This window comes from Pantoea sp. USMM079, from assembly GCF_037153115.1.
Classification (GTDB): Bacteria; Pseudomonadota; Gammaproteobacteria; order Enterobacterales; family Enterobacteriaceae; genus Pantoea; species Pantoea communis.
In genome coordinates this window covers 1-15,313 of record NZ_JBBCKX010000027.1, presented here as the reverse complement: position 1 = coordinate 15,313, position 15,313 = coordinate 1, and the positions used below count along the sequence as shown (strand labels likewise).

The 15,313-nt window shown below is 54.6% G+C and carries 13 protein-coding genes; 9 read left to right on the top strand and 4 right to left on the bottom strand.

Annotation, left to right across the window (positions count from 1 at the left end; all coding sequences use genetic code 11):
- Together cyoE and WFP70_RS23065 are read left to right on the top strand one after the other, a co-directional pair.
- Positions 1-888, top strand: coding sequence for a heme o synthase (cyoE, locus tag WFP70_RS23070; RefSeq protein ID WP_034828090.1), 888 nt, complete (start codon positions 1-3; stop codon positions 886-888).
- Positions 889-1,144: 256 nt separating this feature from the next.
- Entirely contained in the window at positions 1,145-2,509 is a 1,365-nt protein-coding gene (locus tag WFP70_RS23065) for an MFS transporter (RefSeq protein ID WP_034828088.1), read from the top strand.
- Positions 2,510-2,570: 61 nt separating this feature from the next.
- On the opposite strand, the gene adhP is transcribed toward WFP70_RS23065, so the two are convergent.
- Positions 2,571-3,611 carry an alcohol dehydrogenase AdhP gene (gene adhP / locus WFP70_RS23060; protein WP_058962230.1) on the bottom strand — a complete coding sequence of 347 codons (1,041 nt, stop codon included), beginning with the start codon at positions 3,609-3,611 and terminating at the stop codon, positions 2,571-2,573.
- Between the two features lie 30 nt (positions 3,612-3,641).
- Positions 3,642-5,162, bottom strand: a complete 1,521-nt coding sequence (exaC, locus tag WFP70_RS23055; RefSeq protein ID WP_337024547.1) for an acetaldehyde dehydrogenase ExaC — start codon at positions 5,160-5,162, stop codon at positions 3,642-3,644.
- A gap of 291 nt (positions 5,163-5,453) precedes the next feature.
- Here exaC and WFP70_RS23050 point away from each other — a divergent pair, with 291 nt between their 5' ends.
- The gene (locus tag WFP70_RS23050) at positions 5,454-7,226 is read left to right on the top strand and encodes a sigma-54-dependent Fis family transcriptional regulator (protein ID WP_337024546.1); all 1,773 of its coding nucleotides are present in this window, start codon (positions 5,454-5,456) and stop codon (positions 7,224-7,226) included.
- Here the strand turns inward: WFP70_RS23050 and WFP70_RS23045 are convergent.
- A complete protein-coding gene (locus WFP70_RS23045) occupies positions 7,223-7,714 on the bottom strand; it encodes a YajQ family cyclic di-GMP-binding protein (RefSeq protein ID WP_034831052.1) in 492 nt (163 codons plus the stop codon). The two genes, WFP70_RS23050 and WFP70_RS23045, sit on opposite strands and share 4 nt — an antisense overlap.
- A 125-nt stretch (positions 7,715-7,839) precedes the next feature.
- Here WFP70_RS23045 and panE point away from each other — a divergent pair, with 125 nt between their 5' ends.
- Both panE and yajL read left to right on the top strand, forming a co-directional pair.
- Positions 7,840-8,760 (top strand): 2-dehydropantoate 2-reductase, encoded by a 921-nt coding sequence (gene panE / locus WFP70_RS23040; protein WP_045833921.1) that lies wholly within the window; start codon positions 7,840-7,842, stop codon positions 8,758-8,760.
- A complete protein-coding gene (yajL, locus tag WFP70_RS23035) occupies positions 8,714-9,325 on the top strand; it encodes a protein deglycase YajL (RefSeq protein ID WP_337024545.1) in 612 nt (203 codons plus the stop codon). Before panE ends, yajL begins: the two co-directional genes overlap by 47 nt.
- A 121-nt stretch (positions 9,326-9,446) precedes the next feature.
- On the opposite strand, the gene thiI is transcribed toward yajL, so the two are convergent.
- A complete protein-coding gene (thiI, locus tag WFP70_RS23030; protein WP_337024544.1) occupies positions 9,447-10,895 on the bottom strand; it encodes a tRNA uracil 4-sulfurtransferase ThiI in 1,449 nt (482 codons plus the stop codon).
- Between the two features lie 233 nt (positions 10,896-11,128).
- Between thiI and xseB the strand changes: the two genes are divergently transcribed.
- From xseB to WFP70_RS23010, 4 genes are all read left to right on the top strand, one after another.
- Positions 11,129-11,371 (top strand): exodeoxyribonuclease VII small subunit, encoded by a 243-nt coding sequence (xseB, locus tag WFP70_RS23025; RefSeq protein WP_034831045.1) that lies wholly within the window; start codon positions 11,129-11,131, stop codon positions 11,369-11,371.
- Positions 11,371-12,270, top strand: coding sequence for a (2E,6E)-farnesyl diphosphate synthase (ispA, locus tag WFP70_RS23020; protein ID WP_034831043.1), 900 nt, complete (start codon positions 11,371-11,373; stop codon positions 12,268-12,270). Before xseB ends, ispA begins: the two co-directional genes overlap by 1 nt.
- A 19-nt stretch (positions 12,271-12,289) precedes the next feature.
- Positions 12,290-14,155, top strand: coding sequence for a 1-deoxy-D-xylulose-5-phosphate synthase (dxs, locus tag WFP70_RS23015; protein WP_337024543.1), 1,866 nt, complete (start codon positions 12,290-12,292; stop codon positions 14,153-14,155).
- Between the two features lie 62 nt (positions 14,156-14,217).
- On the top strand, positions 14,218-15,192 hold the full coding sequence (locus tag WFP70_RS23010; RefSeq protein ID WP_097117498.1) for an aldo/keto reductase: 975 nt from the start codon (positions 14,218-14,220) through the stop codon (positions 15,190-15,192).
- The last annotated feature ends 121 nt before the right edge of the window (positions 15,193-15,313 follow it).

The window sequence follows — 15,313 nt, the reverse complement described above, 5'->3', positions numbered from 1 at the left end:
ATGATTAAGCAATACCTGCAAGTAACAAAACCAGGAATTATTTTCGGCAACTTAATTTCTGTGATCGGTGGATTCTTGCTGGCTTCGAAAGGCAGCATTGATTACCCCCTGTTTCTCTATTCACTGGTGGGCGTTTCGCTGGTTGTCGCATCGGGTTGTGTATTCAACAACGTGATTGACCGCGATATCGATATCAAAATGGAGAGAACGCGGAACCGTGTTCTGGTCAAAGGCCTGATCTCGGCGAAAGTAAGCCTGGTTTATGCAACCGCATTGGGTATTGCTGGCTTTGCGTTGCTGTATTTCGGCGCTAACCCGCTGGCCATGTGGCTGGCGGTGATGGGCTTCGTTGTCTATGTGGGCATTTATAGCCTGTATATGAAACGCAACTCCGTGTATGGCACGCTGATCGGTAGCCTCTCTGGTGCAGCACCGCCAGTGATTGGCTACTGCGCAGTGACCAACCAGTTTGATGCTGGCGCCCTGATCTTATTGGCTATCTTTAGCCTGTGGCAGATGCCGCACTCGTACGCGATTGCGATTTTCCGCTTCAAAGATTATCAGGCGGCTAACATCCCGGTTCTGCCTGTCGTGAAAGGTATCTCGGTAGCCAAAAATCATATTACGCTATACATCCTGGCGTTCATGATTGCTACGCTGATGCTGACACTCGGCGGTTACGCGGGTTACAAGTATCTGGTGGTCGCCGCGGCAGTGAGTGTGTGGTGGTTGGGCATGGCGCTTTCAGGTTACAAAACCTCAAACGATAAAGTTTGGGCGCGTAAACTGTTTGTGTTCTCGATTGTCGCTATCACAGCATTGAGCGTGATGATGTCGGTTGATTTTATGACGCCGGCCTCTAAAGACCTGCTGACTTACGTCTGGTAATACAGCTCCGCAACACCAGAAAGGGCGCGAATTTCGCGCCCTTTCTTTTTGTTACCACTGCTTAACAACAATTGTTTTACCCGCCCTGCCCTGCTCCCTAAAATGAGAGCTAAATGCCCGAAATAATTCGAGATGCAGGAAGGCGGCAAGTGCATGAATCCCTGGGAGCTGACTAACGTAAGTGACCTGGGTGAACGTGCGCAGCCAACGCATCTGCGGCTTGAAGTATAAAGGGCATAAACTTACAGAGGTTGGAATGAACGACAATAAAATGACGCCAGTAGAGCTTCGGGCTACATGGGGTTTAGGCACAGTTTTTTCCCTGCGCATGCTGGGAATGTTTATGGTCCTGCCGGTACTCACTACGTACGGTATGGCGTTGCAGGGAGCCAGTGAAACCTTAATTGGTCTGGCAATTGGCATCTATGGTCTGGCGCAAGCCGTATTCCAGATTCCGTTTGGTCTGCTGTCCGATCGCGTCGGTCGCAAACCGCTCATTGTTGGCGGGCTGTTAGTGTTCGTGCTGGGCAGTATTATCGCAGCGATGACCACCTCAATCTGGGGCGTGATCCTGGGTCGTGCTTTACAAGGCTCTGGCGCAATTGCCGCTGCCGTGATGGCGCTACTCTCAGATCTCACTCGCGAACAAAACCGCACTAAAGCAATGGCGTTTATTGGTATCAGTTTCGGTGTGACCTTTGCTATTGCGATGGTGGTAGGCCCAATTGTCACCCATGCTCTGGGTTTGCATGCACTGTTCTGGATGATCGCTATTCTGGCCTCGCTGGGCATTGTTATCACGCTATTGGTGGTGCCGAGCGCACCGAATCACGTGCTTAACCGTGAGTCCGGCATGGTAAAAGCCAGCATTCGTGAAGTGTTAGCCAACCCTAAACTCCTGAAATTAAACATCGGTATTCTTTGCCTGCATATCCTGCTGATGTCGAGTTTTGTGGCTTTGCCAGGCCAGTTTGAACAAGCGGGCTTCCCGGCATCTGAACACTGGAAAGTCTATCTGGTCACCATGCTGGTCGCTTTCGTTCTGGTGGTGCCTTTCATCATCTATGCCGAAGTGAAACGCCGCATGAAGCGCGTTTTTGTTACCTGCGTGGCACTGATCATTATCGCGGAAATCGTACTGTGGGGTGCGGCTGGTCATTTCTGGACGCTGGTGATTGGCGTGCAGCTATTCTTCCTCGCCTTCAACCTGATGGAAGCTATTCTGCCTTCGCTGATCAGTAAAGAATCACCGCCGGGCTACAAAGGCACAGCGATGGGCATTTACTCCACCAGCCAGTTCATTGGCGTGGCGATTGGCGGCAGCATGGGCGGTTGGATCTTCGGTCACTTTGATGCGCAGACGGTGTTTCTGGTGGGTGCGATTGTCGCGGCAGCCTGGTTGTTTGTGGCGATGTCGATGCAGGAGCCGCCTTACGTCAGCAGCCTGCGCATGGTGCTCAGTGATGCCGTATTAGCGGTGCCTAACCTTGAGAAGCGTTTAAAAGCGCAGCCGGGTGTCTCTTCAGTATTTATCGTGCCGGAAGAGAAAAGTGCTTACATCAAGATCGACAGTAAAGTGACGAGCCGCGTCGAAATCGAAGCGCTGCTCGCCAGCTGTTAGTTAGTAGTCACACACTCTGTGGCGGCGCGATTAACCGCACCGCCACAAACCATCACGCTAATTAAAGCGACATATCCACCACGATACGCCCTTCAATTTTTCCCGCATGCATACGCGCAAAAATGTCGTTAATGTTGGTCAGCGGTTCAACCGCCACGTTGGCTTTCACTTTATGACGACCGGCGAAATCCAACGCTTCCTGGAGATCTTTACGCGTGCCCACAATTGAACCGCGCACCGTAATCCCGTCCAGCACCATATCGAAAATCGACAAATCAAATTTGCCCGGTGGCAGACCGTTCAGCACCATGGTGCCGCCACGGCGCATGGTGCCAATCGCCTGCTCAAACGCTTTCGGTGATACGGCCGTAACCAGCACGCCATGCGCACCACCAAAACTTTCCTGGAACACTTTTGCGGGATCGACGTTCTTCGCATTCGCTACCACACTGGCACCAAGACGTTTAGCAAACGCCAGTTTCTCATCGTCAATATCCACCGCAGCCACATTCAGTCCCATCGCCACCGCGTACTGCACCGCCATATGACCTAAACCTCCAATACCGGACACCACTACCCAATCGCCTGGCTTGGTATCGGTCATTTTCAGGCCTTTGTACACCGTCACGCCGGCACACAGAATTGGTGCGATTTCGTTGTAATCGATGTTTTCCGGAATGATGCCGACATAATTCGCATCCGCGAGGCAATATTCTGCGAAACTGCCGTTCACCGAATAACCGGCATTCTGCTGTGACAGGCACAGCGTTTCCCAACTATCCAGACAGTGCTCGCAGTGGCCACATGCGGAATAGAGCCACGGCACGCCCACACGATCGCCCAATTTCAAATGCTTCACACCTTCACCGATCGCCACCACCTGCCCCACGCCCTCGTGGCCGGGAATAAACGGGGGATTGGGCTTAATCGGCCAGTCGCCTTCGGCGGCATGTAAGTCGGTATGGCACACGCCGGTCGCGGCGATTTTCACCAGAATCTGGCCCGGTCCCACTTGCGGTACTGGCACCTGCTCAATCACTAACGGTTCACCAAAGGCTTTAACAACGGCGGCTTTCATGGTGGTTTTGATTTGCATATTCATCTTTCACTCTCCATTTGATCGGATGCAGACTCAGAACAGGCCCAAAGGGGCGGTGCCATAGCTGACCAGCAGGTTTTTGGTTTGTTGGTAGGCGCTAAGCGCCATCTTGTGCGTCTCGCGTCCCACGCCCGATTGCTTGTAGCCACCGAAAGCCGCGTGTGCGGGATAGATGTGATAGCAGTTGGTCCAGACACGACCGGCTTTGATGCCACGTCCCATGCGATACGCCAGATTGGTATCACGCGTCCACACGCCCGCCCCGAGACCAAACTGGGTTTCGTTGGCAATCGACAAGGCTTCCGCTTCATCTTTAAAGGTGGTGATGCCGATAACCGGCCCAAAAATCTCTTCCTGGAAACACCGCATCTGGTTGCTGCCTTTAATCAGGGTTGGCTGGATATAGAATCCGTTATCCAGTTCGGCAGCGACGCTGGCGCGATCGCCTCCGGTTAGAATTTGCCCCCCTTCGTCGCGCGCGATGTTGATGTAAGACAGGATTTTGTCGAATTGCTGACGGGAAGCCTGAGCACCGATCATGGTGTCGGTATCCAGCGGATCGCCCCGGCGGATGTTTGCCACTTTCTCCATCACCCGCGCCATAAACGGCTCATAGATCGATTCATGGATCAACGCACGTGATGGGCAAGTACAGACCTCGCCCTGGTTGAAGAAACCGAGCACCAGCCCTTCCACCGCTTTTTCGATAAAGTCCGATTCACCCTCCATCACATCGGCAAAGTAGATGTTCGGCGACTTGCCGCCCAGCTCAACGGTACACGGAATGATGTTTTCAGCCGCGCACGCCATAATATGACGGCCCACTGGCGTAGAACCGGTGAACGCGATTTTGGCGATACGCTTGCTGGTGGCCAGCGCTTCACCGGCTTCACGGCCAAAGCCCTGCACCACGTTAAGCACGCCGGCCGGGAACAGATCGCCGATCAGCTCCATCAGCAAGGTGATCGCCAGCGGGGTTTGCTCAGCCGGTTTCAGCACCACGCAGTTACCCGCCGCCAGCGCCGGAGCCAGTTTCCATGCGGCCATTAACAGCGGGAAGTTCCACGGGATGATCTGCCCGACCACGCCCAGCGGTTCATGGAAGTGATAGGCAACGGTGGTTTCATCAATCTCAGCGGTGCTGCCTTCCTGCGCACGCAGACAACCGGCGAAGTAGCGGAAGTGATCCACCGCCAGCGGTAGATCGGCGTTGAGGGTTTCACGGATCGGCTTGCCGTTGTCCCAGCTCTCCGCCACAGACAACATTTCGAGGTTTTGTTCAATGCAGTCGGCCACCTGCAGCAGCAGATTGGCCCGATGTTGCACGCTGGTTTTTCCCCAGGCGTCAGCGGCCTGATGAGCAGCGTCCAGTGCTAAATCGATATCCCGCGCGTCAGAACGCGGAAACTGCGCAATATCGCTGCCATCAACAGGCGAGGTGTTCGTAAAATACTGGCCGCTGAGCGGCTCTGTGAATTTGCCCGCAATAAAATTGCCGTAGGTCGCTTTAAAAGTGACCAAAGCGCCGGGCGTGCCGGGATGTGCATAACGCATCGCAAACTCCTTCGTGTAGGGTCGTTTATTGTTAGCTGGCAGCGGCAACCTGTGGGTCAACAGATTGAACAGCCCGCTGCCGTACATACCTATTGCAGCGGGCGTGCCAGTTTTTTTCAGCTTGCGAATTTTCTAAAAATCGTTTTATCTATCATCGATTTATAAAACAAATAGCCCTTTTAAACGCACGGGTTCTGCCACCAAAATCTTCATCTGTGTTGCGTATCGCAACACCGCAGAAACCAAGCCGCTACAATGCTGCAACACTTTCGCTTAGGCATGAGGTTACCAATGCAGGGAAATTCAGCCGCGTCTGCCGTTAATACCAACCCGCTTTTGAGCGACTCCTGGTTTCGTAGCCAGCTGTATGGTCTCGACCGCACCGCCGATGATTTTCCTCGCGTCCGCCAGGGTGAGCTGGCTGATGTGCTGGCCAGTAATGCCGGGCTGCAACAATTCGCCCAACCGGTGATCAAACAGCTGGCGCAGAAACTGGCGGAAAAACAATCCGTAGTGATTCTTTCTGATGCCACCGGACTGGTACTGAATACCTTTGGCGACATGCAATCGATGGAGAAAGCGCAGCGATTCGCCCTCGCCCCTGGCAATTTGTGGAGCGAATGCGGGCGCGGCACCAATGCGATTGGCACCGCGCTAGCGATTGACGATGGCTGTGAAATTGAAGGCCAGCAACATTTTCTCACCTTGAATCAGGGGCTCTACTGCGCCGCCATGCCGTTGCAAATGCCCAACGGTCAGATTGCGGGCGTGCTGGATATCTCTGGCCCAGCGCACTTCCCGCATCCGCAAACGTTTCAATGGGTCAAAGCCGCCGCTAAACAGATCGAGTATTTGTGGGTTAAGCAAAGCCTGCATCCCCAACAATGGTTGATGAGCCTGCACGTTGAGCCGCACGGCATTGATACCAGTGATGAGTTGCTGCTGGTGTTCTCCGATAATGTGCTCACCGCCGCAAACCGCCTGGCGATGCGTGAACTCAATCTCAACACAGGGCAGTTGGGCACCCTGACATTCCAGCAGCTGTTTGATCAGCTCGAACAGCAGGCCAACACCATTCCTTTACCGATTCATTTTGCACAACAGCGCTACTACTTCCGCCTGCGCGCTCCGCACCGCACCCACTTTGCTACGCCAAGTGAACCCAGCGTGGATCTTCCCTTCTCACTGGGTCGCGATGGCGAGAAAATGGTGCGTCTGATGAATGCCGGTGTGTCGTTGTGCATTCACGGTGAAACCGGCAGCGGTAAAGAGTATGTCAGCCGTGCGCTGCATCAGCAGAGTCGCTGGCGTGAGGGCAAATTTGTCGCCATCAACTGTGCTGCCATTCCGGAAACGTTGATTGAATCCGAGCTATTTGGTTATCAGCCTGGCGCCTTTACCGGAGCCAGCAAAAATGGCTACATCGGCAAAATCCGCGAGGCGGATGGTGGCGTGCTGTTTCTTGATGAAATTGGAGATATGCCGCTGGCGCTACAAACCCGTTTGCTGCGCGTGCTGCAAGAAAAAGAGGTCGCGCCGCTCGGTTCCAGTCGCAGTTGGCCGGTGAATTTTGCCGTGATCTGCGCAACACACCGTGATTTGGCGCAGCGTGTGGCCGAGGGCGAGTTCCGCGAGGATCTTCTCTATCGCTTGCAGGAATTTTCCATGACCATCCCGCCGTTGCGTGCCTGGCCTGATATCGAAGACTTTATTGGTCGGTTGTGGATTGAGCTGGGCGGCGCAGATCGCGATATCCAGCTTTCTCCCGCCTTGCTGGCATCGCTGGCACAATTGCCATGGCCGGGCAACGTGCGGCAATTACGCAGTCTGTTGCGCGTGCTGCTGGCGTTGGCGGACGAAGGGGAAGAAGTCACTGATGTGCATTTGCCAGCCGAATATCGTCGAGCAGCGGCGGTGCCAGCGGAAGATAAGCAGAGCCATGATGAGCGGCTGATTAGCGAAACGCTCCAACGCTTCAATGGCAATATCAGTAAAACGGCGGAGGCATTAGGTGTCGCGCGCAGCACGCTCTATCGTCGTGCCGCACGCGACAAACGCGATTAGTCGCGGAAGTTCTTGAACTGGAAGGGCTGACCAAGGTTGCCACCGCGCACCAGCGCCATTGCACCCTGCAAATCGTCGCGTGATTTACCGGTCACGCGCAGCTCTTCACCCTGAATCTGCGTTTGCACTTTCAGCTTGCTGTCTTTAATCAGCTTCACCAGCTTTTTAGCGATATCGCTTTCGATACCCTTTTTCAGCTTGGCTTCTACGCTCCAGCTTTTACCGCTGTGAATGATCTCTTCTGGCACTTCAATCGCTGCGCCTTCAATGCCGCGTTTCAGCAGCTTTTCACGCAAAATATCCACCAGCTGTTTAACCTGGAAATCAGATTCGCTGGTGATTTTGATGGTCTCATTCTTTTCGTTAAGCTCAATGCTGGCGCTCACGTTGCGGAAATCGAAACGGGTTGAGATTTCACGGCTGGCATTCTCCACCGCATTACGCACTTCCGGCAGTTCGACTTCGGAAACGATATCGAAAGATGGCATCTTTTCTTCTCCTGATACTAAAGTGACATGCATAATACGCGTCTTATGGCGCTAATTAAACACGATACGCGGAAAGCTATACTTAACGATGTCGTGAAATTGAGAACCCGTCAGCGGGAGGCAAAATGAAAATTACCGTGTTGGGTTGTGGCGCCCTGGGTCAAATTTGGCTCGCCGCGCTCGCACGTCAGGGACATGAGGTTCAGGGCTGGTTGCGCGTGCCGCAGCCCTATTGCTCGGTGAACGTGATTGACCCGCAAGGACAAGTCAGCAATCACACGTTTATCGCCAACGATCCGCTGTTTCTTGCCGAAAGCCAGCTGTTGCTGGTGACACTAAAAGCGCCACAGGTTTCCCCGGCGGTCAAAAACCTGCAAAGCATCCTGCCTGCTCATGCTGCCATTTTGTTATTGCACAATGGCATGGGCACGCTGGAAGAGCTGAAGGAGTTGCAGCAACCGCTGCTGCGCGGCATTACCACCCACGCGGCGATGCGCGATGGCACGGTGATCAAACACGTTGCGCAGGGCATCACACATATCGGTCCCACCGGACGTGAAAGTGCCGCGATGAGCGATATCGCCGATATCCTGCATCAGGCGCTGCCGGACGTGGCCTGGCATGACAATATTGCTTCTGCCAGCTGGCGCAAACTGGCGGTGAACTGCGTGATTAATCCGCTTACCGTTGAACACGATTGCCAGAACGGTGCCCTGCGCGCCTGGCCGCAGCAGATTGCCACGCTGTGTGAAGAGATTGCCTGGGTGATGGAGCGTGAAGGCCAGCACATTGCGGTCGATAACCTGCGCGACATCATTTATGACGTCATCGACAGCACCGCAGCGAATACCTCCTCAATGTTGCAGGATGTGCGCGCTCAGCGCCTGACAGAAATTGACTACATCACCGGCTACCTGCTGCGCCGCGCTCGCGCGCAGGGCATTGCGCTGCCGGAGAACACCCGTTTGTACGATCTGATTAAACGCAAGGAGTCCCAATATGAGCGCGACCGCATCGGTTCTGGTTTGCCTGGCACATGGCAGTGAAGAGATTGAAGCTGTCACCACTATCGACCTGCTGGTCCGCGCGGGCTTAAGCGTCACCACCGCCAGTGTCGAAAGCGATGGCACGCGCGAGATCGTCTGCTCACGCGGCGTGCGCCTGTTGGCCGATGCGCCACTGGTTGAGGTGGCGGATAACGATTATGACGCCGTGGTGCTGCCCGGTGGCCTCAAGGGCGCAGAGACCTTCAGTGACAGCCCACTGCTGGTGGAAACCGTACGCCAGTTTCATCTGGCAGGGAAAATCGTTGCCGCGATTTGTGCCGCACCTGGCACGGTGCTGATTCCGCACGATCTGTTCCCGGTGGGCAATATGACCGGCTTTCCTGGCTTGCGCGACACCATCCCTGACAAACACTGGATGGATCGCCGTGTGGTATGGGATCCGCGCGTCAACCTGCTATCCAGCCAGGGTCCAGGCACTTCGATTGATTTTGCACTGAAGCTGATTGATCTGCTGGTGGATAAAGAGAAAGCGCGTGAAGTGGCGTCACAGTTGGTATTAGCGGCGGGGATTTATAACTATCAGGAATTTGAAGAGCGTGAATAACCGCATTGTCATGCAGTAGAAAGCACTTAACGGTAGCGGCGCAATGTATTGCGCATGTCACAGTGGCAAGGTGCCGAGTGTGACACGCGCGATGAATCACGCCGTTACCAGGTTATCGCCGTTACGGACGATAGACCTTCACGTTTTTAAAGCCTTGCTCATGCAGATACAACGCCTGTAAACGGCTCATCACGCCGCGATCGCAATACAGCAGCCAGGTTTTGTTCTGATCCAAATCGCCAAACTGTGTGCTCAATTTGTAGAACGGTAGAGATTTCACATCCACGCCTTCCAGCGCCAGCGGTGATGCCTCTTGCTCATCCACAGAGCGGATATCCAGCACCACATCATCTGCGGTGAACGAGACCACCGTCTCCACTTCCACCACTTCTTCCTGTGCTTTCTCCGCGATTTCACGGATATCGACGTTGCTGGCTTCCTGCACCATACGAGTGAGGATCTCGAAATCGAAGTTTTGCTCTTCTGCTTCGATCTTCGCCTTCACCGCTTTCACCGTTGGGCTTTTCGAAATCACACCGCAGTATTCCGGCATGGTTTTGGCGAAATCTTCGGTGCCGATATGGCGCGCCAAATCGATGATGTGCTCTTTATCATGCGAGATCAGCGGACGCAGGATCAGGGTATCCGAGGCGTTATCAATCAGACGCAGGTTGGTCAGTGTCTGGCTCGATACCTGGCCCAGCGCTTCACCGGTCACCAGCGCCTGAACGCCGTAGCGCTCAGCGACCATCGACGCTGCACGCACCATCATGCGTTTCAGCACCACGCCCATCTGGCCGTCGTCCACTTTCTCTAAGATCTCGCCCACCACCGGCTCGAAGTTGATCGCCACAAAGCGCACGCGATGCGAACGACCATAACGCTGCCACAGATAATGCGCGACCTGACGCACGCCGATTTCATGCGCGGCACCGCCGAGATTGAAGAAGCAGTAGTGCACGCGGCAACCACGACGCATCAACATATAACTGGAGACGCCGGAGTCGAAGCCGCCAGAAATCAGCGACAACACATCTTCTTGCGTTCCGATGGGGAAACCACCCAGCCCTTCATAACGGCCGGTGATCAGCAGCAGACGATCGTCTTCGATCTCAAGGTTGACCGTCACATCAGGATTTTTCAATTGCACGCGTGCAGTCTCAATGTGCTGATTGAGACCGCCACCCACGTAACGCTCAACCTCAATCGAGCTGAAGCTGTGTTTGCCACGACGCTTCACGCGCACGCAGAAACTTTTCCCTTCCAGACGTTCGCGATTCAGTGCCAGCGTCTGCTCGAAGATATCGTGCATATCGGTGTAAGGCTGATCCTCAACCTCCAGTACATGGTGAATACCGGGGATGCGCGTCAGTTCATCAATAACGACGGTACGCAGTGCTTCTTTTTTAGCGCGAACTTCAATATGGTCCCAGTGACGCACCACGGCGATTTCGTCGTCGACAGTACGCAGGGTATTGCGGATGTTACCGGTCAGGATCTTGATAAAGCGCAGACGCACCGACTGACTTTTGATGGTGATTTCAGGGAAGAGCTTAATGATAAACTTCATGGCGACACAGCTTCGTTGGGCAAATAAGTGCTAAAACCATCGGCACTTAACTGGTAAAATCATATAATTACGGGTAACGCAGAGGCGCCCGCATCCGAGGCGCAAAAGTATACCACCTTTGTCAGATGACCGCTTCTGCAACCGCAATCACATTCATTATTTTGCTAATTAATCCTCGTCGGCTACCATGACCGATTGCAAGATGATTCCTAACCTGTGAGTCGACACTGATTATGCCGAAAAAAGCCGAAGCGCCAGCCAGTTTTGAAAGCGCATTACAGCAGCTGGAACAAATCGTCAGCCGTCTGGAAAGTGGTGAACTGCCGCTGGAAGAAGCACTGAACGAATTTGAACGCGGCGTACAGCTGGCACGCACCGGTCAGCAAACCCTGCAGCAGGCTGAACAGCGCGTGCAGATCCTGCTCAGCGATGACAAAGATGCCGCGCTCGCCCCGTTCACGCCGGAAAATGACTGATGGATTTCGCCAAATTACTCAACGCGTATCACGAACGCGTCAATCTGGCGTTGACACGCTTAATAGATCCACTTCCTTTTCAGAGTTCTCCTCTGGTGCAATCCATGCAATATGGGGCACTATTGGGCGGTAAGCGTCTGCGTCCATTTTTGGTTTACGCCACGGGCGAGATGTTAAAGGCCGATGCGGCCAGCCTGGATGCTCCGGCCGCTGCCGTAGAGTGCATTCATGCTTACTCTCTGATTCATGATGATCTGCCCGCGATGGATGACGATGCGTTACGTCGCGGACAGCCAACCTGCCATATTAAATATGGTGAAGACACAGCAATTCTCGCTGGTGATGCGTTGCAAACCCTGGCGTTTTCGATTCTGGCCGATGAGCCGATGCCCGGCGTCAGCCCGCAAGATCGCATTGCGATGATCTCCGAACTGGCTCAGGCCAGCGGTGTGGCAGGCATGTGCGGTGGCCAGGCGCTGGATCTCGCCGCAGAAGGCAAGCACATCGACCTCGCCCAGCTCGAGCAGATTCATCGTCATAAAACTGGCGCTTTGATTCGCGCTGCAGTGCGTCTTGGCGCATTGACGGCGGGTGAACGTGGCCGTGCGGCACTTCCGGTCCTGGATACCTACGCCAACGCCATCGGACTGGCGTTCCAGGTGCAGGATGACATTCTTGATGTGGTGGGCGATACCGCGGTGCTGGGCAAAACTCAGGGCGCGGATCAGGCATTGGGTAAGAGCACTTATCCGGCGCTGATGGGACTGGATAATGCCCGCAGTAAAGCGTGGGATCTTTATCAGGAAGCACTGGGCGCGTTAGAGATTCTGGCGGCGCAGTCTTACAACACCACCGCATTACAAGCACTGGCAAGCTTCATAATTGAACGCGATAAATAACTTTCATAATGAGTCTCTGATGAGTTTTGATATTGCAAAATACCCGACACTGGCATTAGCGAGCACGGTTCAGGAATTACGTTTACTACCGAAAGAAAAACTTCCGGTACTGTGTGACGAGCTGCGTCAGTATCTGCTGGATAGCGTGAGCCGGTCTTCCGGCCACTTTGCTTCGGGTCTGGGCGTCGTCGAACTAACAGTCGCGCTGCATTATGTTTATAACACCCCGTTTGACCATCTGGTGTGGGACGTTGGTCATCAGGCCTATCCGCACAAAATTCTGACCGGACGCCGCAATCGTATCGGCACTATCCGCCAGAAGAATGGCCTGCATCCGTTCCCGTGGCGCGGCGAAAGTGAATACGACGTATTGAGCGTCGGTCACTCATCGACCTCGATCAGCGCCGGATTGGGCATGGCGGTTGCCGCTGAGCGTGAAGGCAAAGGGCGTCGTACCGCCTGTATTATTGGCGATGGCGCCATCACCGCAGGTATGGCGTTTGAAGCCATGAACCACGCAGGCGACATCAAACCTGACATGCTGGTGATCCTCAACGACAACGAGATGTCGATCTCGGAAAACGTTGGCGCACTCAATAATCGTCTGGCACAGATTCTCTCTGGCAAAACCTACTCACGCCTGCGCGAAGGCGGCAAGCGTGTATTGGGCGGACTGCCGCCGATCAAAGAGCTGGTGAAGCGCACCGAAGAGCACCTGAAAGGCATGGTGGTGCCGGGCACGCTGTTTGAAGAGCTGGGCTTTAACTACATTGGTCCGGTTGATGGCCACGATGTACTGACGCTGGTGAGCACGCTGAAGAATATGCGCGACCTGAAAGGCCCGCAGTTCCTGCACATCATGACCAAAAAGGGCAAAGGCTACGCGCCTGCCGAGCAAGACCCTATCGCCTGGCATGCGGTACCGAAGTTCGATCCGGCCAGCGGTTCCCTGCCGAAAAGCGCGCCGGGCCTGCCGAGCTACTCGAAGATTTTCGGTAGCTGGCTGAGTGAAATGGCGGCGGACGATCCGCGTTTAATGGCGGTGACGCCGGCGATGCGTGAAGGTTCTGGCATGGTCAGCTACTCTCGTGATTATCCGCAACAGTACTTTGACGTGGCGATTGCTGAACAGCATGCGGTGACCTTTGCTGCAGGTATGGCGATTGGCGGTTATAAGCCGGTGGTAGCGATTTATTCCACCTTCCTGCAGCGCGCTTACGATCAGCTGATTCACGATGTGGCGATCCAGAAACTACCGGTGCTGTTTGCTATCGATCGCGGCGGCATTGTTGGCGCTGATGGGCAAACGCATCAGGGCGCATTTGATATCGCCTTCCTGCGCTGTGTGCCCGAAATGGTGATCATGACGCCAAGTGACGAGAACGAATGCCGCCAGATGCTTTACACTGGCTATCACTATCAGGCGGGTCCAAGTGCAGTACGCTATCCGCGCGGCACTGGCACTGGTGCCACGCTGGAGCCGTTGGCCAGTCTGCCGCTGGGCAAAGGCATTGTGAAGCGCCGTGGTGAAAAGCTGGCGATCCTCAACTTCGGTACGCTGTTGCCTGAAGCACAGGCTGCCGCTGAAGCGCTGAACGCCACGCTGGTAGATATGCGTTTTGTGAAGCCACTGGATGAAGCCTTGATTGCCGAACTGTCCACCAGCCATGATTCTCTGGTGACGCTGGAAGAAGGCGCGATCAAAGGCGGAGCCGGTAGCGGCGTCAACGAATACGTGATGGCGAAACGTCTGCGTGTACACGTGCTGAACCTCGGCCTGCCAGATGAATTTATTCCGCAGGGCACGCAGGAAGAAGTTCGTCAGGATTATCAGCTGGATGCCGCCGGTATTCAGCAGCAAATCACTGACTGGCTGGCACAGTAATCCCCTCCCCGCTCCTGCTGCTATGCTTAGGGCATTCCTAACGCATAAGAGCAGGAGCTCCCATGAAAACCATTCGTTTAGGCCAAACCGACTTACAGGTTTCGCGTCTCTGTTTAGGCTGCATGACTTACGGCGATCCGATGCGCGGTAATCACGCATGGACCCTGCCCGAAGAGAGCAGTCGACCGCTGATCAAGCAAGCGCTGGACGCTGGCATTAACTTTTTCGACACCGCCAACAGCTACTCCGATGGCAGCAGTGAAGAGATTGTCGGGCGTGCGCTGAAAGATTTCGCCCAGCGCGATCAGGTTGTTGTCGCCACCAAAGTCTATTTCCCGCTCAGCAACCTTTCTCAGGGACTGTCACGCAAGAACATTCTGCAATCCATCGACGATAGCCTGACGCGTCTAGGCATGGAGTATGTCGACCTGCTGCAGATTCACCGCTGGGATTACGACACGCCGATCGAAGAGACGCTTGAGGCGCTGAATGAGGTGGTGAAATCGGGTAAAGCGCGCTACATCGGCGCTTCTTCGATGCATGCTGCACAGTTCGCTCAGGCGCTGGATCTGCAAAAGCAGAATGGCTGGGCACGTTTTGTCAGTATGCAGGATCAGTACAACCTGATTCAGCGTGAAGAAGAGAACGAGATGCACCCGCTGTGTGAACGTGAAGGTATCGCGGTGCTGCCGTGGAGCCCGCTGGCGCGCGGCAAGCTGACGCGTCCATGGGGCGAAACTACGGCGCGTTCGGTATCGGATAACGTGATGGAAAAACTCTATACCGGCACCGAAGAGAACGATGCGGCGATTGCAGAGCGTCTGGCGACCATTGCCGCTGATAAAGGCGTGACGCGTGCACAGGTGGCGCTGGCGTGGCTGCTGCATAAACCGGTGGTCACAGCCCCTATTATCGGTGCATCGCGCGAGCAGCAGTTTGCAGAGTTGGTTAAAGCAGTGGATGTGGAGCTGAGTTCAACGGATATCGCCGAGCTGGAGACGGTATATCAACCGCATCCGGTTGTAGGATTCGAGTAATGATTTAACAGCCCGCGTCCTTGTATCTTGAATCCTGCAGTAGGTGATGGTTAGCTACCTTCACCTGAAACAGGGTGAATCTGACGCGTCCATTAAGGTAAGACCTTGTCCCGCAGCTTAG